General features: G+C 42.6%; 17 protein-coding genes. 7 read left to right on the top strand and 10 right to left on the bottom strand.

The genetic code is table 11. From position 1 onward, the window contains the following. Positions 1–804: 804 nt before the first annotated feature. Positions 805–1062, bottom strand: coding sequence for a hypothetical protein (locus tag RMZ41_RS23975; protein ID WP_322734331.1), 258 nt, complete (start codon positions 1060–1062; stop codon positions 805–807). A gap of 595 nt (positions 1063–1657) precedes the next feature. Between RMZ41_RS23975 and RMZ41_RS23980 the strand changes: the two genes are divergently transcribed. Then, on the top strand, positions 1658–2116 hold the full coding sequence (locus RMZ41_RS23980; RefSeq protein WP_322640006.1) for a helix-turn-helix domain-containing protein: 459 nt from the start codon (positions 1658–1660) through the stop codon (positions 2114–2116). Between the two features lie 112 nt (positions 2117–2228). Here RMZ41_RS23980 and gatA read toward each other — a convergent pair whose 3' ends face one another. After that, positions 2229–3689 (bottom strand): Asp-tRNA(Asn)/Glu-tRNA(Gln) amidotransferase subunit GatA, encoded by a 1461-nt coding sequence (gatA, locus tag RMZ41_RS23985; RefSeq protein ID WP_322640005.1) that lies wholly within the window; start codon positions 3687–3689, stop codon positions 2229–2231. Positions 3690–4022: 333 nt separating this feature from the next. Between gatA and RMZ41_RS23990 the strand changes: the two genes are divergently transcribed. The 3 genes from RMZ41_RS23990 (at position 4023) to RMZ41_RS24000 (ending at position 7685) form a co-directional block, all read left to right on the top strand. Continuing rightward, positions 4023–4163: a hypothetical protein gene (locus RMZ41_RS23990; protein WP_041565237.1), complete on the top strand. Its 141-nt coding sequence runs from the start codon at positions 4023–4025 to the stop codon at positions 4161–4163. Positions 4164–4455: 292 nt separating this feature from the next. Continuing rightward, the gene (locus RMZ41_RS23995) at positions 4456–7350 is read left to right on the top strand and encodes a glycerol-3-phosphate acyltransferase (protein ID WP_322640004.1); all 2895 of its coding nucleotides are present in this window, start codon (positions 4456–4458) and stop codon (positions 7348–7350) included. Beyond that, positions 7347–7685, top strand: coding sequence for a cupin domain-containing protein (locus RMZ41_RS24000; protein WP_322640003.1), 339 nt, complete (start codon positions 7347–7349; stop codon positions 7683–7685). Before RMZ41_RS23995 ends, RMZ41_RS24000 begins: the two co-directional genes overlap by 4 nt. Positions 7686–7708: 23 nt before the next feature. Here the strand turns inward: RMZ41_RS24000 and RMZ41_RS24005 are convergent, their stop codons facing one another. The 4 genes from RMZ41_RS24005 to folE form a co-directional block, all read right to left on the bottom strand. Then, positions 7709–8299, bottom strand: coding sequence for a Uma2 family endonuclease (locus RMZ41_RS24005; RefSeq protein WP_322640002.1), 591 nt, complete (start codon positions 8297–8299; stop codon positions 7709–7711). Between the two features lie 108 nt (positions 8300–8407). Continuing rightward, the gene (locus RMZ41_RS24010; protein WP_322640001.1) at positions 8408–8764 is read right to left on the bottom strand and encodes a hypothetical protein; all 357 of its coding nucleotides are present in this window, start codon (positions 8762–8764) and stop codon (positions 8408–8410) included. Between the two features lie 223 nt (positions 8765–8987). Further along, positions 8988–9479, bottom strand: coding sequence for a DUF4174 domain-containing protein (locus RMZ41_RS24015; RefSeq protein WP_322640000.1), 492 nt, complete (start codon positions 9477–9479; stop codon positions 8988–8990). 225 nt (positions 9480–9704) lie between these two features. After that, positions 9705–10355: a GTP cyclohydrolase I FolE gene (folE, locus tag RMZ41_RS24020; RefSeq protein WP_322639999.1), complete on the bottom strand. Its 651-nt coding sequence runs from the start codon at positions 10353–10355 to the stop codon at positions 9705–9707. 274 nt (positions 10356–10629) lie between these two features. Here folE and RMZ41_RS24025 point away from each other — a divergent pair, with 274 nt between their 5' ends. Continuing rightward, positions 10630–10965 (top strand): KGK domain-containing protein, encoded by a 336-nt coding sequence (locus RMZ41_RS24025; RefSeq protein WP_322639998.1) that lies wholly within the window; start codon positions 10630–10632, stop codon positions 10963–10965. Between the two features lie 99 nt (positions 10966–11064). Here RMZ41_RS24025 and cobJ read toward each other — a convergent pair whose 3' ends face one another. From cobJ to RMZ41_RS24045, 4 genes are all read right to left on the bottom strand, one after another. Continuing rightward, a complete protein-coding gene (gene cobJ, locus RMZ41_RS24030) occupies positions 11065–12789 on the bottom strand; it encodes a precorrin-3B C(17)-methyltransferase (protein WP_322639997.1) in 1725 nt (574 codons plus the stop codon). 29 nt (positions 12790–12818) lie between these two features. Further along, the gene (locus RMZ41_RS24035; RefSeq protein WP_409875866.1) at positions 12819–13088 is read right to left on the bottom strand and encodes a DNA methyltransferase; all 270 of its coding nucleotides are present in this window, start codon (positions 13086–13088) and stop codon (positions 12819–12821) included. A gap of 187 nt (positions 13089–13275) precedes the next feature. Then, positions 13276–13665: a hypothetical protein gene (locus RMZ41_RS24040; protein WP_322639995.1), complete on the bottom strand. Its 390-nt coding sequence runs from the start codon at positions 13663–13665 to the stop codon at positions 13276–13278. Positions 13666–13705: 40 nt separating this feature from the next. Beyond that, positions 13706–15205 (bottom strand): acyl--CoA ligase, encoded by a 1500-nt coding sequence (locus RMZ41_RS24045; RefSeq protein WP_322639994.1) that lies wholly within the window; start codon positions 15203–15205, stop codon positions 13706–13708. Positions 15206–15511: 306 nt separating this feature from the next. On the opposite strand from RMZ41_RS24045, the gene RMZ41_RS24050 reads away from it, so the two are divergent. Both RMZ41_RS24050 and RMZ41_RS24055 read left to right on the top strand, forming a co-directional pair. Then, complete coding sequence (locus tag RMZ41_RS24050; protein WP_322639993.1) at positions 15512–16651, top strand: BMP family ABC transporter substrate-binding protein; 1140 nt, start codon at positions 15512–15514, stop codon at positions 16649–16651. Between the two features lie 780 nt (positions 16652–17431). Further along, complete coding sequence (locus tag RMZ41_RS24055; RefSeq protein WP_409875869.1) at positions 17432–18694, top strand: efflux RND transporter periplasmic adaptor subunit; 1263 nt, start codon at positions 17432–17434, stop codon at positions 18692–18694. Positions 18695–18703 lie beyond the last annotated feature (9 nt).

Consider the following 18703-nt stretch of genomic DNA (forward strand, 5'->3'; position numbering starts at 1 on the left):
TACGTGAATTCGTAATTCGTAATTACTATTAGGTTAGGATTTTAGACATTTCAAACGGGTAGTTTATTTACGCCGTGCTGTACTAAAGAGTTTTATGCTATTTGAAAATTGCCTGAAATCTGCTACTCATGAATAATTTGCAACCGTAGCAAAATCGTATTGTCTGATGATTTTTATATAGGTGCAATCATTCAAGCTTTATCCATAGTGAGAACTCAGCAAATTATGGTAGCTATAAAGAACAATTAGCGATCGCTTCCCGCCATCGGATTTTTACTAAGCATTACAAAAAGTGAACTGCAAAGATGCACTTCCCAGCTTGAGCGATCGCAATACCATCAGAAAAAAATGGATGACTGTAATAAAAAAGATTACATAAATTAATAGTATTAATTCATATTTACCAAACTAAAACTATCTTAGTAATGTTAAGGAACAGCTAGGGAGAGGTTAAAAAAACAAATATTTGCCATAGAGTTGCACACAGTTAAGTAAGTCGGTGAGAATAAATCAAACTAGATTAAGTAATGTAAAAATATTGAAATTAGTTCGTAGTGAGGGCTTCGGCCCTCATAAGAGGACTAAAGTCCTCTCTACGAGACGCTGCGCGAACACTACAAACCTTGAATTATTCACATCGCTCTACTTATAGGATGAATGGCAAGAGTTGATACCCGCCCACATTATGCGCGGGTATCAACCTTCTCTCTATAAAAAGATTACGCACGACTTACAAGGGTCTTTTAACTCAGCACTGAGTGAGTAAAATTAGCGAATAAGTGTACTTTGTTAAACAAACTTAGCTCACCAAATTAAGTAGTTTTCCTGATTTAGGATGTTATACTTGGTTTTGTTGCTGGCGATCGCTTCAATGTTAGTGATGAATATCACGATGTTAAGGATAAATGTCGTGATATCAATAAGTAAAATCGTGATGTTGGTGATGAATATCGAGATATAACTTATGAATATCACGATGTTAAGAATGAATGTCGTGATATTAGAGACTAGACATAAAACTTGATGGCTGGCGATCGCATTTTCCCACAGATGCGTAATCACAATGTTTATTACGATAAAACTGGATTGTAGTAGGACATTCAAAGAGAAGCCCTATAGTTTAACGACGAGCAACTGCAACAGAAGAAAAGTAAGATTATGAACACCGCTAAGACACGCACTTGCGTTCGTCGTTCCTCCTCTCTACGAGACGCTGTTTGCCAACGCAATGACAACCTCTAGCAAGCGATCGCACAACCTCAAGGTAGATGACGAAATCAAGCGTTAGGTTGAATTTTAAGAGTTGTGTATACACGGTAGTCTTTCTAAGGAGAGGGAAGCCGGAAGCAGGTGAGGTTTTACATTTAATTTGACCTACTTACTTATAGTGATCGCTCTAACTATCCCAGCCTAGATTAGAAGTTCGGAAAATACTTATATTATAAATTGCAGCATTTTAATTTTTATGCAAAATCTATTACACGAAAAGTATTTTTTATAACAAAAAAAGCACGTATGAGTAGCAGTCTGAGCATTTTAAAATCTAGACTTTAGCTACAGATTAAAAAATTGGCTAAAATCAATTATCCAGTAAAAATACGTATGCAATTTTAAGTCTTCTCCCTAATAGTAGAATTAGCCCATACAGGAGAAGACTGTGACGCTCTTAAATCAAGCTCAAGTAGAGCAGCTAAAAGAAATAAGCACACATTTGCGACAAGTAAGACAAGAAAAATCCATACGCATAGAAGAAATAGCTGCTCAAACCCTGATTCGAGCAGGTGTTTTGCAGGCTTTAGAAGAAGAACGATTTGAAGAATTACCTGAACCTGTTTTTCTTCAAGGATTCATCCGTCGCTATGGAGATGCTTTAGGGCTGGATGGAAATGCTTTATCACATACTCTTATCAGCAATGTAGTCCGCCAAGACTCCAAGAATGACTACAAGAATTTAGATAACAAACCAAATACATATATACCTCTCGTTCTCACCTACATTTTCTTATTAGTAACTGCATCTGCTGGTCTTTTACATATACTAAATCCACCACAAATGACATCTGAATCCCCGACTCCAGAAGTCATTGATCAACAGTCAATAGTCACTAATAAGTAGGCAGGGGGCAGGGGGCGGGGGGCAGGGGGCAGGGGGGCAGGGGGCAGGGGGACAAGGGGACAAGGAGAATACCCAATGCCCAATGCCCAATTCCCAATTCCCAATTCCATTTTCAAGATATTTGCGGTTTCCGCAGATGCCAAGTAGTGGATTGCTCATAAGCGTAAGCTACTTGAAACAATTGGTCTTCTCGCAGTACATTGCCAATTAGCTGTAATCCTATTGGTAAACCGCGATCGTCAAAACCGCATGGCAAACTTAAACTAGGTAAACCAGCAAGATTCACAGGAATAGTCATTAAGTCAGTTAAATACATGCTCAAGGGGTCAGTAGTTTTTTCCCCTGCTTTAAATGCTGTTGTGGGAGATGTGGGACAAACTAACACATCAACCACACCAAAAGCTCTTTCAAAGTCTTGCTTAATTAGAGTGCGGACTTTTTGCGCTTTCAGATAATAAGCATCGTAATAACCAGCCGAAAGTGCATAAGTGCCGATCATAATTCGGCGTTTAACTTCTGTACCAAAACCAGTGGCACGTGTACGAGTGTACATCGATAGCAGATTATCGGCATCGGGAGCGCGGTAGCCATATTTAACGCCATCGTAACGAGCCAGGTTTGCCGATGCTTCGGATGGGGCGATTATATAGTAGGTGGGTAAGCCATAACGAAAGCGCGGACAAGAAATTATATGAATTTCTGCTCCCAAACTTTGTAATACATCTACTGCTTTAGTAACAGCTTGTTCAACTACAGAATCTAAACCTTCACCAAAAGTTTCTTTAATAATCCCAATCCTTAGTTGACCTCTGGGTTTGAAGTCTGGTTTGAAGCGGGCGGCGTAGTTGGGAATGGCAACTTTCAGGCTGGTAGAGTCTTTAGGATCGTGGCCTGCGATCGCACCTAATAATATTGCCGCATCTTCTACCGTGTTTGCAAATGGGCCAATTTGATCCAAAGACGAAGCGTAAGCCACTAAACCATAACGCGAAACCAAACCATAAGTTGGCTTCATCCCCACCACACCGCAGAAAGATGCAGGTTGGCGAATCGAACCACCAGTATCAGAACCGAGAGCAACTACACATTCTTCAGATGACACCGCCGCCGCAGAACCCCCCGAAGAACCACCTGGAACTCGTGACAAATCCCACGGATTAGCCGTCACTTGATAGGCAGAGTTCTCTGTGGAACTACCCATTGCAAACTCATCTAAGTTGGTTTTGCCTACCATTACCGCCCCAGCATCCGCCAGTTTTTGCGTCACCGTTGATTCATAAGGCGGCACGAAATTTTCCAAAATTCGGGAGGCGCAAGTTGTAGGGATTCCCTTGGTACACATATTGTCCTTAATCCCAATAGGAATGCCTGCTAGCAGCCCGATTTCTTCGCCAGCAGCGATTTTGGCATCCACAGCCCCCGCCTGCTCTAATGCCCTTTCTGCCGTCACACATAAAAAGCTATGCAATTTCGGCTCTAAGGCTTGAATGCGCTCTAAAGCTTCTTGGGTAATTTCAACGGCGGAACGTTCTTTCTTAACTAGCTGTTGGTGCAACTCGCGGATGGATGCCATGATTGCTCTCTTTGTGACTCAAGTCATTGATTTTAGTACATATTGCTCGGTATTGGGAATTGGGAATTGGGAATTGGGCATTGGGCATTGGGCATGGTTATTCTCCTTATCCTCACTTACTACTCACTACTCACTACTCATTACTCACTACTCATTACTCATTACTCATTACTCACTACTCATACCTCTGAAGAAATAAGTAATTGTGGGGTTGGAAAAATTGCGAAGCTTAAACAAAATAATATTAGGAATTTAACATCATCCGTAAATAGAGGGACTACAATCAAAACGGACAAATGTTTCATGCTCCAATAAACAGAGGATTACAAAGCTATGTCCGATTTAAACCGAGGGATTATGAAATTTGAGGGTGCAGATTCCCCAAAAGTAGTCACTATCTCTACCGTGCTGCTTCTGGGATCGATCGCTGCTCTCATTATCTGGGCGCTGCAAGCTGCATACGCGCTAAACTAAAACCATTAGTAGCTTAGAAGGACACTGGCAAAACGGTTTACGTTGTAGCCAAGTGTCCATTCTATGACTAATAAATAAGATCGCCTAAATATAGCGTTTCCCGGTCTGGTAAGATACAAGAACCCCACCCCCAACCCCCTTCCCGCAAGCGAGGATGGGGCTATGATGTACCTCATTTGATTAGGAAAAGCTATAAGAGCGCCCTAATTACCATTAAAAATTTCAGAAAAACTTTAGATTTTAGATTTGAGGTTTTAGATGGAAAATTTAAATCTAAAATCCAAAATTCAGAATGTTTGAACCTTGGGGTGTCTTAGCTATTTTAATTATCTGCCCCCTCTTGGGCGGATTACCCCTTATTAGCTGGATTACTTACGCGCTCACGAGTAAGCAATTATCAAAAGTTGGTACGCGAAATATTAGTGTATCAGCTGCTTTTTACCACGGCGGTAAGTTTGTCGGAATTCTGGCAGTCTTGTCAGAAGCTTTTAAAGGAATTGCAGCAGTTTTTCTCACCCGCGTTTTCTTTCCAGAGGGATCGTTTTGGGAATTGATTGCCCTAATTGCTCTGGTAATTGGTAGATTTTGGATAGGTAAAGGGGCAGGTACGACAAATGTGGTTTGGGGATTTGTCGTACACGACCCCCTTGTGGCAATATTTGTCTTTTTCTTTGCAGGTATTAGCTTTACAGTTCTGCAATCAAAAAAGACGGTAAAATTTGGGGTTTTGCTTCTGTTTCCGTTGTTTGTGGCAATTTTGCACATTAGCGATATTCCAAGAATTTTTGCTGCTGTCGCCTTAGCTGGTTTAATGGGATGGATTTATACAAAAATTCCTGATGATATGAATCTACCAGTTCAACAGGCGCAAACAGAATCGCAAGGGATGTTGGAATTTTTACGCGGCGAGCGCGCTATGGTTTCTTTAGATGAAGAGTTGGATGCTGCCATTGTGGGAGAAAAGGCGGCTACGCTATCCCAAATTAAGCGCTGGGGTTATCCAGTTCCGAAAGGGTGGGTGTTACCCGCAGTTGACGATCCTGAAGTGTTGACAGAATTTCTTCAACCATCAGAATTATCCCCCTTGGTAGTGCGTTCCTCGGCCATTGGCGAAGACTCAGAACAGGCTTCTGCGGCTGGACAGTATGAAACAGTTTTAAATGTTACTAGTCCACAGGGATTACAGCAAGCGATCGCTCAAGTTCAAGCTTCCTATAATCATCCATCTGCTGTACAATATCGGCGCGATCGCGGTTCAAATGATACAGCAATGGCTGTGCTGATTCAACAACAAGTCCAAAGTGTATATTCTGGCGTTGCTTTCAGCCGCGATCCCATTACTCAACAAGGTGATGCAATCATCATTGAAGCCCTTCCCGGTAGCCCCACGCAAATCGTTTCGGGAAAAGTCACACCAGAGCAATATCGCGCTTTTGTCGTTGAAACAGAAAAATCTCCCTCTGTGCAATTAGAGGGGACTGGACGAATCCCACCAGCATTAATCAAGCAAGTTGCGTACTTAGCTCATCGGCTCGAAAAACGCTATCATGGCACTCCTCAAGATATTGAATGGAGTTATGACGGTCAAACGCTGTGGGTATTGCAATCTCGACCCATTACTACTCTACTGCCAATTTGGACACGCAAAATCGCTGCCGAAGTGATTCCCGGAGTAATTCACCCTTTAACATGGTCAATTAATCGTCCTTTAACTTGTGGAGTTTGGGGAGAATTTTTTACTATAGTTTTAGGCGATCGCGCTTTGGGGTTAGATTTTAATGAAACGGCAACTCTGCATTATTCCAGAGCTTATTTCAATGCATCCCTCTTAGGAAATATCTTTCTCCGTATGGGATTGCCACCGGAAAGTCTGGAATTTTTAACCAGAGGAGCAAAATTAAGTAAACCATCCTTGCAGTCAACCTGGGAGAATTTGCCAGGGCTAGGGAAGTTACTGAAGCGGGAATTAAACTTAGAAAAGGACTTCAAGCGTGATTATCACCAACGGTTTATTCCTGGGTTGTCGCAGTTGGCACAAGAAAATGTAGATAGTTTGGAACCAACCAAGCTGCTAATCAGAATTGACTTTATTCTGGAGTTGTTACGCCACGGGACATATTACAGCATTTTAGCTCCCTTAAGTGCTGCCCTGCGACAGGCAATTTTTCGGGTGAAGGATGGCCAAATTGATAATAGCGTGACTCCAGAGGTGGCGGCATTGCGATCGCTCAGTGCAATAGCTACAGATGCCAAGCAGGTATTAGTTGAGTTTGAACCACAGCAGGTATTTGAGCAGTTAAAGCAAACCCCAGAGGGAGAGAAAATCCTGCAAGCATTTGATGAATTGCTTCAAGATTACGGCTATTTAAGTGAAGTGGGAACCGATATCTCCGTTCCTACTTGGCGGGAAAATCCCCAGATGATTAAGCAGATGTTTGTCCAGTTAATGCAGGGGAACGATCCCCAATCAGGCGCTAAAGACGCGATTAATAGCATCTTTGCAGGTAAACGCAAACGGGGATTTGTGCAACGGCGCGTAGATATTAAAGGGAGAGTTACCGAAGTTTATTCACGGCTATTAGCTGAATTGCGTTGGAGTTTTGTCGCTTTAGAGAAGATTTGGTTGAAATCCGGCTTACTCCAGAAAACCGGAGATATCTTTTTTCTCCACTTTGATGAAGTGCAACGTTTAGTTGGGGGTGAAGATTCTAAATTAATTGAGGAGTTAGATAAATTAGTAGAATCGAGGCGATCGCAATTTGTTCAAGATAGCGAGTTTATTCAAATACCCCTTTTAGTCTACGGCAATACGCCCCCTCACCCCTTAGCTCCTTCTCCGCTCTACTCTGACCAAATTTTACAAGGTATTGGAGCCAGTCACGGGCAAGCTGAAGGCAGAGTCAAGGTGTTGCGAAATTTACAAGATGTCCCAGAAATTGACCGAGATACAATTCTAGTTGTACCTTATACAGATTCCGGCTGGGCCCCTTTACTATTAAGGGCTGGAGGACTAATTGCCGAAGTTGGCGGACGGCTTTCTCACGGTGCGATCGTGGCTCGTGAGTATGGTATTCCTGCTGTAATGGATGTTCGGGGTGCTACATGGCTTTTGCAAGATGGTCAACGAGTAAGGATTGATGGATCTAGGGGTATTGTGGAATTATCTAACGATTTAAGACCCGAATGATTACCAATTCTCTGAAAGACTTGCCAGAAGAGTCTGTCTCTCACAATCCCGAAATCAAGAAAAAGGTGATGCTACGCTTCGGCGATTTGCCTCACCTGACTAACTTTTCTCAAGCGCGTTTTGCTCCCGGACAAACTGCACCAGCACACGCGCATCAAGATATGTGCGAAGTATTCTTTGTGGAAGCCGGTTCGGGAGCAATTCACATTGATGGTATAGAATACCCCTTGCTTCCGGGTAACTGTGTGGCGATAGAACCGGGAGAAGTACACGAAGTTGTCAATAGTGGCTCAACTGAGCTTGTTTTGACCTACTTTGGTTTGCGAGTGGAATAAATCAGCTTAAATTTAGATAGAAATTAAGCAGAAGTAGGATTAAAAGCTTCGGGAAAGGAGACATCTTCATAAATATCAGTTAGGGAACAAGAAAAATTCAGGCTGGTAAACTGTAATTCTTGATTTACCCTATAGCTATAAAGCTCCCATCTACTTTGTGAATTGCGCCGAAAGCAATCAATACGCTGACGATTTTGACTAATTAAGACATATTCTTGCAATGTTTCTAATTCTTGATAGTCACTAAATTTATCACCTCTGTCTAAAGCTTCGGTGGAAGGTGATAAAACTTCAATAATTAAGCTGGGATAACGTTTAAAATATTCAAAATTAGTATCTCTTTGGTCACAAGTCACCATAATATCAGGATAGTAAAAAAGATTCAGAGATTCGATGCGTGCTTTCATATCAGCAACGTAAACACGACACCCAGTTCCACGAATGTGATTTCTCAGCAAAGTAACTAAGTTCGCGGTAATTGTTACATGAGCATCACTTACCCCTGCCATTGCATAAATCCGCCCTTGAATATATTCATGTTTAATCGGGCTAGATTTTTCATTTTCCAGGTATTCTTCTGGTGAAAGATAGGGGTGAGATTGGCTAATAGTCATATAACTAAATTGTTATATTTTTTAACTTCGGATTGAGAGAATGGCGTATGTGGATAACTCAGAAACCCACATATCTATAGCCTTTCTACTCTAAATTTGTGGAAAATCCTAATATACCAAGGGTGTTGCACCGCGCATCTGACGTAAAGAATTTATACAGGCAGGACAATCGCAGCCAAATAAGTTGATTGCCACATTACTTTCTTCATCATTGAACTCCAGCATAGGAGCATCTTCTTGAGAAAACTCGATTTCACGCTGATAGTTAGGAATTTGAGCCAATACAGAAGCCCTTGCACATACTAAACCCACTTTATGTTTATTGCGGATACAAGATAAACGGTCTGTGGTTTGGGTTGCGGGTTGTGGCTCTATAGCTTGTGCTTGATTTAGCATGACTCCCATAGAGAGAATGGAGCTAATCAGCACAGGAGAAGAAAGCAAACTCAGTAGAAATTTATTCATTGATTTCCTTAGACAACGACTGCGATCGCTCAGATTATCCGATTAAATCTTACAGTGCAAGTAAAGCCTATCAGGATATCACTGGTTTTACCATTCGGTAGCTTCTCTTTGAAAAAAATTTATCAAAGGGGAAGGGGGAAGGTAAAAACCTCGCCCCTCGTGGGCGACCTATTCATCCCTTTACCCTTTCCTCTTTCCCCTTTCCCCTTTACCCTTTCCCCTTTTATTTTCTGCCTCGCTCTTGCATTTCTTGCTGACGCATGGGCATAGCGTCAATTTCCTTAAAAATTGCTGTCGCCTTCACTGGAGTAGCATCACTGCGCTTAACACCACCGTCTTTACCCACCAAAATCACGCGAAAATTTTCTTTCTCAACCCCAAAGCAATCGCGCAACTTGGCAGCAGAAGACTTATCTATTGGCTGTCTGTTGGCATAGCTTTCATCTGTTGCCAAAACCTGAACAAGAATTAAATCTCGTTCTGCAAAATTGCTGTTATGAGCTTGCAATAGTTGCATTTGCTGCTGATAACTCTGGTTGTCAACAGAGGGTGCAAAGACTAGTAGCACGCGGTTTTTCCATTTTTGGGAACTGAGGTTAAATGAGGACATTTTGATAGCGTGATTGTTGGAATTTTGGACTATATCAGCTTTGCTAACTGGCGACAAGACTATACACGCTAATAGAGGAAGGACAATTAATGCTGAATTATTCACAATTGATTTTTATCGATTTTATAAGAAGAATTCAGAACTCAGGAGTCAAAATTCAGTATGATTTTGTACGACTGGGTACGTAGGGTGTGAGCGCAAAGAGTACAGCACCAAAGCCTTAAGAATGGTGCGTTACGGCTTACGCCTAACACACCCTACAAATACTTAGATTTTTCAGAAATCAGATATGATTCCTATAGTTAAATCTCTACATTTCCCTAAAACTATTTAATGAAAATTAGAATTGTGCCGGATCAAATTCATAAATTCCTCACGAGTCCGCACATCTTCTGCAAAAATACCGCGCATTGCACTAGTGACAGTCCAAGAACCGGGTTTCTGCACGCCACGCATTACCATACACATGTGAGTTGCTTCTATTACCACAGCAACCCCTTGGGGTTTGAGCAATCCTTGTAAGGCATCAGCAATTTGCACAGTCAAACGTTCTTGAACTTGTAAACGTCGTGCATACATTTCGCAAATCCGAGCAATCTTAGATAATCCGATTACTTTGCCATTAGGAATGTAAGCAACATGAGCGCGACCGATAATTGGCAAAATATGATGTTCGCAGGAACTGAAAATATCGATGTCCCGTACTAATACCATTTCATTGGCATCTTCTGTAAATACTGCTCCGTTTAGCAGTTCATCCAAAGATTCATGATATCCTTTGGTGAGAAACTGTAAAGCTTTCATCACCCTTTTCGGAGTATCTTTTAGTCCTTCGCGGTCTGGATCTTCTCCTAATCCAATCAGCAAAGTACGCACGGCCTGCATCATTTGGGCTTCTGTGACATTTTCCTTTTGCTCAGTCGCTAAAGATGACAGTACCTGATCGGCAGAAGTTAGATCGGGACGAATCGATAGAGTCATTTTGTCAGTTCTGTGGGAAGGTTTAATAAATCAGCTTGGTGTCAGATTTCGGTTGCGATCGATTCCTGACTCGTAACCAAGTGTAACATAAGTTTACATTTATTAATCATAAGCCGCGATCGCACTTCCTTAGATAGCAGGAGTGAAATTAACGTAATAGTCACGATCGCCATTTTTATTTCTTAGTAATTGGTAGCCAATGGGAAAACTTAGGGAAGGCGGATCGAGTTGGCGCTTGATCTGTCATGTTGTGTTAACGAAAGAGAAAATCTAAATGAGCAATCAAATTTTTCTGTCTGATGAAGATGTTGTTTCTATGGCTCAGGATGCTAATTTGGTGGGGGCTTCAACATCGACAGGTGAAGAATTGATGGAACGTCTGAAGTATTTGGTGTATAAGAACACCAGTTTACAAGAAGATAAGGCTTCAGCCTGGGCTACCAATGGTGTAAACTGTAAGCTTTTACTAGCTCAGGGTGGCGGCTGGCAAAAAGGTAAAATTCGAATTCGCTTTGAGTTTATTCCTGACAAGCCAACATCAACAAAACCAGTGATTCCTACTAACTCGACATCTCCACTGGACGATCTGCGATCGCACCTTGAGGTCTAACAGTCACAAATGCATCGCTTGCTAGGAGATAGGAAGCGATATATCCATAAGAAAGCTGTCCTTGCTAAAGCAGCTAGTAGGATGGCTTTAATCTCGTACTTACTGTTCGATATAGCGACGCGGTGTATAAACCCAGAGAGTACCATCGCTGCGTTTGATGGTTCGGGTTTTTGTGGAACCAATGAGAATAATTGTTCGCATATCAGCGCTTTCTGGTGTTAGCTGGTCAAGTGCGATCGCTTTCACCATCTGTCCTGGTCTGCCGAGGTTACGCGCCAATACTACTGGGGTATCCGGTGTTCTATGTTGCAGTAAAATATTTCTCGCTTCTGCCAGTTGCCAAGTACGCTCTTTGGAAACAGGATTATAAAAGGCGATTACGAAATCAGCCTCGGCAGCAGCAGCAATTCGTTGTTCGATGGCAGACCAAGGCTTCAAGATATCAGAGAGGGAAATAGCACAAAAGTCATGTCCAAGGGGCGCACCAATGGCTGCTGCTGCTGCCTGCATAGCTGAAATGCCTGGTGCAACATGAATATCGATAGTGTCCCATTCGGGTTTAGCATAGCGATCGCACACTTCAAAAACTGCTGTTGCCATTGCATAGATACCGGGGTCGCCAGATGAAACTACAGCTACATATCGCCCAGATGCAGCCAAATCAAGAGCCATTTTTGCCCGTGCTTCTTCTTCGCGGTTGTCGGACTCATGGCGTTGCTTACCATCAGCCAGAGAACCGATTAAATCCAAATAAGTTTTATAACCTACTAGGTCAGTTGCTGACTTAAGTATTTCCTTGACTTCTGGAGACATCCATTGCGAACCACCAGGGCCAGTGCCAATAATCGCTAACCGTCCGCGTGGCTGACCGATGGTGTTGGGGTCAATTGGTTGAGGGGCAATGGCGATCGCCACGTCAGGAGATGAGGAAGATAAGGGAGATGTGCCTGTAGCTGCGATCGCTGCTGCTTGGGCGGTGCTATAACCTTGTGATAACAAACTTTCTAGCTGATTTGGGGTAAAAAAGCGGGCAGGTACTCCCAAGGCGCTAGCTACAGCGTGGATTGCGGGATTGGCTGCGGCGGTGATGGGTGCAAATATCCCAGCGACTGATGCTTTTTCTAGTGCGGCATCAACTAGTAGCTGTTGTACTAAAGGGATTGTATCATCGATTGTGTCATTAATTGCGATCGCGATCGTTGCTGGGTGATACACAAGACAGTCAGCTGTGGGAGTCACCAAACGTTCTGTAACTTGAATGGTCAAATCTCCCTTTGGATCTATAGGCAGTTTACTATCGCTTAACCAAGGTGCTATCCCATCGAGTTTGACTTGTGCCCCAGCTAACACATCTGAGATAAATTTCTTCGCATCGTCTGGGTTTGCTAAATGGTATCCGGGCGGAGGAGACAGCAACGTTGTACCCAAACGTAAATAGCCTGTGGTCGTAATTGCAGGCTTGACAGCAAGCACTTCAGCAATGCGGCGGGCCAAATCGTTTACTCCACCAAGTCCGCCCAATAGGGGAACAACAGCACTACCGTCTTCAGCTACAGCTAACACTGGTGGTTCCTGTCGTTTATCCGAGAGTAGGGGGGCTAGAGTTCTAATTAAAATACCGGCGGCACAAATGCCAATTAGCGGCGTTCCCTGAGCAAATAACTCGCGCAACGTCTCGCCAAAATTAGTAAAGCTGACATCAACTCCCGATGTACGGCCCTCTAAACCGTATAGCGTCGCCCCTGGTAGGACAGTGATGATTTTGCGTGCTACTGTCACGCTATTTTGACCTAGTATTACAATGGCGGGTGCAACGTTCATCATTACTTAATTACGAATTAAAAATTATATAATTAGCACTTTAAATAAATGTTCTCAATTCCCAAACATTCAACTCCAAGCTTTTCAGATGCGAGTAAGGTTGTACCAGAACCAGAGAATGGATCTAAGACAGTAGTTTCTCCTCGTTCTTTAGCTTGGCTAATTATAGTTTCAACCCATTGTGCAGAGAAACCTGCACTAAATCTAAACCAGCGATGAACTGGTAATTTCATGTTATTAATGAATGTAGATGAACTGTTCAAGGATTTAGAAGTGCAAGAATAAAATTCCTTAAAGGGCAATTCTTATTGTTGATTCATGTAGATATTTATTACTATTTATTAAACACCTTCAGTTGACAGAGATATATCACCAAAAGACCAGAATTTTAGGAATTTCCACCTTTAGACTGTGCGTTTAAGCATCTGGGTAATTAAATTAGGGGTGCGATCGCATTCCCATAAAAAATGCGATCGCTTGCTTCTTATCTCAATTAGCTTTCCGTTCTTTAAGGACTTGATCGAGCAAATTTCTCGCAGGTTGGGCTTTCGCCAACGCTATTTGATGGTCATTATAAGCCCGAACAAGGCGAGAAAGACTGCTCACACCTGTCTTGAGTTGCTCAAGTTCGTCACCAGCAACCAGTTCCCCATCCAGCATCCGCCCGATTAACGGTTTAATGTCGCCCACTTCCTGCCGGACTTTTTGGAGTTTCTCTAAGCTACTCAGCAAGGTTTTAAGTGAGTTCAAGATGTCGTCAATATCTTGCACATCTTCCACTGCTTCCGGCAAATCTTCAATTGTCTCTGTATCTTCATCTGAGATTGTAGGCAATTCCTGTGCAGACATTTCAGTTTTAACCCCGTTTGGCCGTGCCATTGATGCTTCCTCAAGGAATTTTCCTTAGTGTATCGCTGATTTAGCTTATATTAAGCAATTTCGCCATAGCTAACCGTTGCAGTTTCCCGGTAGCACCACGAGGTAGTTGATCCAAAATGTGAATTTGCTTCGGAACTTTGAAGTCTGCCAACATAGTTGAACAGTGAGTTAAAAGTTCTTTTTCGCTAGCTTCTCCCTTAAGGACAACAGCAGCGTGGATATCTTCTCCTAAAGATTTGTGGGGGACGGCAAAAGCTAAAGCTTCAGCGACGGCGGGATGACGCAGCAAAACATCATCCACTTCTAACGGAGAAATTTTTTCCCCACCCCGGTTAATCAATTCTTTAATCCGTCCAGTTAAGTGGAGGTAGCCGTCTGCATCCAGAGTACCTTGATCTCCTGTGCGGAACCAACCGTTGACAAAAGCTGTGGCGTTGGCTTCTGGGTTGTTTTCGTAACCATCGATGACATTAGGTGCTTTTACCACCACCTCGCCCAAGTCTCCCTGAGATAATAGGTTGCCTTCAGAGTCCATAATGCCGACATCTACACCAAAGCCATAACCTACACTACCTGGTTTCCGCTCTTTTGGCGGTAGGGGATTGGTGGTCATTAAGTGGGATGCTTCAGTCATGCTGTAAGATTCCACCACGGGAGCATTGAGAGTTGCCTCTAATTGTTCAATGATAATCGGGGGTAAGGAAGCGCTACTAGAGCGAATGAAACGAAAACGGTTAGCTTTGACAATTTCTGTGTTGCGGCTAGCGCGGGCCAAAATTGTCTGGTGCATGGTTGGGGCTGCGGAGTACCAGGTTGGTTTGTAGGTATCTACGAGTTTCCAAAACTCTAAGGCGTTAAAACCATTGGGACAAATTAGTGTGCCGCCCGATGCTAGGGTTGACAGCAAACAGCCCACTAATCCGTGAACGTGGAACAGGGGCATTAGGCAAAGTGTGGTGTCATCTGCTGTGAGTGAGTAAGCAGTAATAATGTTGTTGGCTGAAGCGATTAAATTGCGATGACGAATCGGCACACGTTTCGGACGGCTAGTAGTGCCACTAGTGTGGAGAATCATCGCCAGATCGTCAGACTGAGGCAAGGGGGCAGGGGGCAGGGAACAGGGGGTAAGTTTCTCTTTAACTAATTCAAAGTCTAATGTACCGTCAGTGTTTACCTTAGCATTAATCAGCATCATATTGGGTGCGATCGCGGCAATGGCTGCTTCTGGTTCCCCAGACAAGGTAATCAATGCATCTGCTTGGGTATCTTCGTAGTAGAAAGAGAATTCGTCTTGCTTGTATTTGGGATTTAAGGGTGCAGCAGTGCCACACAGGGCGGCAGCCAAAAAAGTAATAGCCATTGGTGAACCGTTAGTCATGGCAATAGCAATACGTTCCCCCCGTTTCAAGCCAAATCTGTTAAGTTGAGATACCAGTCCAAGAATATTTTCGCGCAATTGCTGATAGGTTAGCGATCGCCCCGCAGGTGTAACGAGGGCCAAATGATTGTCTTCCCCTGCTAAAAGCTCAAATAAATTCATTAAAAACCTCCATTAAACTGCATTCCCTTGTAGGAGTTGTTAGCAAAAGGGATTAGGAATTAAGCATTGGAAAATAAACCTTTACTTATCCTCCTTGTTCCCTTTGTTTACCTTATTCTGCTTGTACACATTCCCAATGCCTAACGCCCAATGCCCAATGCCCCATGCCCAATTCAACCATTATTTGCTTTCTTTTGTTAGTAAGTTCATGGTAAAAAACAAGAGCTAAAATTAAGTCAATAGTGTGTCTGTCGTTACTAGAAATTAAAGAAATATTTTTCAGCAACTAAACCCCATCGATAAAATATGGATCGTCGGAATTTTCTAAAGTATGTCACTTTAGCAGGATCTAGTTTTGCCTTAACAAGTTGCACTCAAGGCAAAAATTCCAAATTGCAGGGTGAGATGCTTCCCTCAGCGTCACCTGTGGCGGTAAATGAACCTCTCAAGGTGGGATTTGTTTATTTGGGCCCTGTGGGTGATTTTGGTTGGACTTATGCCCATGACTTAGGACGCAGAGATATGGAAGCCAATCTTAACGATAAGGTAAAAACTACCTTTGTTGAAAATGTCAACGAAGGTGTTGATGCTGAAAGGGTGATTCGCCAACTAGCATTAGATGGTAACAAGTTGATTTTTACAACTTCCTTTGGGTATATGAACCCAACAATTAAAGTTGCTAAAGACTTTGGTGATGTTATCTTTGAAAACTGTGCAGGATACAAACGTGCTGCTAATGTTGGCACTTATCTAGGACGTTTTGAAGAACCACGTTACTTAACTGGCATGATTGCTGGCAAGATGACAAAATCAAATGTAGTCGGTTTTATTGCTGCATACCCAATTCCCGAAGTAATTCGAGGAATCAATGCATTTACTCAAGGAGTAAAACTAACAAATCCCCAAGCAAAAGTTAAGGTACTTTGGGTACAAAGTTGGTACGATCCAGCTAAAGAAAGAGAGGCCGCTCAAGCTTTAATCAATTCAGGTGCAGATGTACTAACACAGCATACCGATTCTGGTGCTGTTGTCCAATTAGCTGAGGAAAAAGGTATTTATGCTTTTGGCTACAACAGTGATATGAGTAAGTTTAGTCAAACAACTCACTTGACATCAGTGATTAATAAATGGGGCAAATTCTATACAGATAAAGCCTTGGCTGTAATGAGTAATACCTGGAAATCTCAAAATATTTGGGACGGGATTGCTGAAGGGATGGTGGATATTTCCCCGATGAATCAAGCGATTCCTGCGGATGTACAACAACTGGTGAATGCGAAGCGCGATGAGTTTATTCAAGGTACTGCACATCCTTTTGATGGGTTAGTGAAAGACCAAAAAGGGGTAGTGAAAGTACCAAAGGGTAAGGTATTGGACGATCGCGGACAACTGGCGATGGATTGGTATGTCGAGGGAATTGAAGGGTCTATTCCTAAGAATAAATGATAGTCAGTAATTCAAAATCATCGTTAGCGATCGCGTAGCTTGCTTCCCCATCAAAGTACAATACGGTTCAGTTAAGGCTTAACTCTTTATCAAGGTCAATTTTTTAACGAACCGCAAAGGGCGCATAGACATAGAAGTGGCTTCCCGAAGGGTAGGACACAAAGGAAGAGAAGAAAGAGAAGGAATAAATGCTTAACTGAACTGTATTGCATCAAAGTAAGCAGAATTAAAGAGGCTACGATATCGCTATAAGCTGTATTCAATTACTCGCTTATTTATTTTCGGACTAACTTTTTTCTTTGAGTTGCATTAACCGAACTATTTTTATTTATAACTAGCTACGGTAGTATTTTTAAGTTACTACTCAATTCAATTGTGGATTGCTCATCTATATCTATAGAAATAGAGTTTAATTTCTGAAATTACTGTCTTAGAAAGGTAACGGATAACAGGATTCTAGAAGATAAAGGTTTACAGGTTTTTTCCAAAATCAGATAATTACTCCTATCTTAGCCTCAAAAATCTTTGATATCTACCCTACAAATTTAATTATCTCTATCTTTAGTATTTTTTTTAATCCCTGAAACTCACATAGTATTAATCCAGAGATTTTCTAAAGATGAGTTTGTTTGAGGTAAAGCCGCAATTTTGACGAAAGATACATTTAACACTCAAAAACATATCTAAATATCGAGAGAAATTGGAGTTATTAAGCTTTTTTCTGCCAAATAATTGAGACGGAAGATTTATACAGTATTTAGCTAATCAGCATTTTGTTCCATGCTAAAAGTTTCTTATTTACTTAAATACTTAAGGTTGTCACTCGTAAATCCAGCATTAGCGATCGCACTAATGCTCACAACTTTGACAAGTGCTTGTCAAAAAAGCGATCCGACAGCAAATGCTCAAAATCCGCCACCATTACCAGTGAAACTTCAGGAAATTGGCACTGGCACAATCGAAGAAAGTTCCCAGTTTGTCGGCTCATTGGAAGCACAACAAAAAGTCACGCTACAGCCCCAAACTCAAGGCCGAATCGAATCAATTCTGGTGTCGAGTGGTCAAAGAGTGCAGCAAGGTACACCGATCGCATCCTTAAGTTTAGATCAAACTCAGGCCAATGTTGCCAGTTCGATCGCAGCTGCTAGTTCTGCACAAGCAGCCTTGGGAACTGCCCAAGCAGAGCAACAACAAGCCATAGCCCAACGCACCAAAGCAGCCGCTAATGTTCAGCTGCAACGGACACAATTCAATCGTAGTCAACAATTAGTCACGGAAGGAGCCATAGCCAGACAAGAGTTAGACGTTGCTAGAAATAATTTACAAAGTGCGATCGCAGATTTGCAAGCAGCTGAAAAACAAGTCGCAGCATCGGGGGCAGCCGTCCGGCAAGCACAGGCAAATATCCGCCAAGCTCAAGCAAGTACGGCGGCAGCCCAAGTCAACCTCGGTTTTAAGCAAGTGGTAGCACCAATTAACGGTGTAGTCGGTGAATTTCCTGTCAAGATCGGAGATTATGTCAACATCGGACAAACAATCACCACGCTCACACAAAACGATTCACTGGATCTCAATCTTTCTATACCCTCAAATCGATTGCGCCAATTACGAATGAACTTACCCGTTCAGTTAATCGATCCTACCACTCAGCAAGTGCTTGGTACTGGTGCAATTAGCTACATTTCCCCCAATGTAAGTTCTAATCAACAGTCAGTGTTGAGCAAAGCCCGCTTTCGCAATTCCCAAGGGCGATTGCGCGATGGGCAATACGTTCAAGCACGGGTGATTTGGAATCGTCAACCAGGTATCTTGATTCCCACCGTCGCAATTTCTCGCATTGGTGGACAAAGTTTTGTCTTTGTCACTGAAAACAAAACTGTAAATGGACAACAGCAGCGAGTTGTGCATCAACGTTTAGTGCGATTAGGCGACCTTCAAGGCGCGAATTATCAAGTAATCGACGGGCTGAAATCCGGCGAAACCATCGTGACTTCTGGCATTCTCAAACTTAGAGAAGGCGCACCAGTTCAACCGCTATCATAAAATCCAGGA

This window comes from Nostoc sp. DedVER02, from assembly GCF_034530675.2.
Lineage (GTDB): Bacteria > Cyanobacteriota > Cyanobacteriia > Cyanobacteriales > Nostocaceae > Nostoc.

Excerpts from the sequence above, each read along its gene's own strand:
- RMZ41_RS23995 (WP_322640004.1), top strand. The coding sequence starts at position 4,456 with ATGTTTGAACCTTGGGGTGTCTTAGCTATTTTAATTATCTGCCCCCTC.
- gatA (WP_322640005.1), bottom strand. The coding sequence starts at position 3,689 with ATGGCATCCATCCGCGAGTTGCACCAACAGCTAGTTAAGAAAGAACGT.
- RMZ41_RS24040 (WP_322639995.1), bottom strand. The coding sequence starts at position 13,665 with ATGGCACGGCCAAACGGGGTTAAAACTGAAATGTCTGCACAGGAATTG.
- RMZ41_RS24010 (WP_322640001.1), bottom strand. The coding sequence starts at position 8,764 with ATGAATAAATTTCTACTGAGTTTGCTTTCTTCTCCTGTGCTGATTAGC.
- RMZ41_RS24045 (WP_322639994.1), bottom strand. The coding sequence starts at position 15,205 with ATGAATTTATTTGAGCTTTTAGCAGGGGAAGACAATCATTTGGCCCTC.
- RMZ41_RS24055 (WP_409875869.1), top strand. The coding sequence starts at position 17,432 with ATGCTAAAAGTTTCTTATTTACTTAAATACTTAAGGTTGTCACTCGTA.
- RMZ41_RS24000 (WP_322640003.1), top strand. The coding sequence starts at position 7,347 with ATGATTACCAATTCTCTGAAAGACTTGCCAGAAGAGTCTGTCTCTCAC.
- RMZ41_RS24050 (WP_322639993.1), top strand. The coding sequence starts at position 15,512 with ATGGATCGTCGGAATTTTCTAAAGTATGTCACTTTAGCAGGATCTAGT.
- RMZ41_RS24025 (WP_322639998.1), top strand. The coding sequence starts at position 10,630 with ATGAGCAATCAAATTTTTCTGTCTGATGAAGATGTTGTTTCTATGGCT.
- RMZ41_RS23990 (WP_041565237.1), top strand. The coding sequence starts at position 4,023 with ATGTCCGATTTAAACCGAGGGATTATGAAATTTGAGGGTGCAGATTCC.
- folE (WP_322639999.1), bottom strand. The coding sequence starts at position 10,355 with ATGACTCTATCGATTCGTCCCGATCTAACTTCTGCCGATCAGGTACTG.
- RMZ41_RS24005 (WP_322640002.1), bottom strand. The coding sequence starts at position 8,299 with ATGACTATTAGCCAATCTCACCCCTATCTTTCACCAGAAGAATACCTG.
- cobJ (WP_322639997.1), bottom strand. The coding sequence starts at position 12,789 with ATGATGAACGTTGCACCCGCCATTGTAATACTAGGTCAAAATAGCGTG.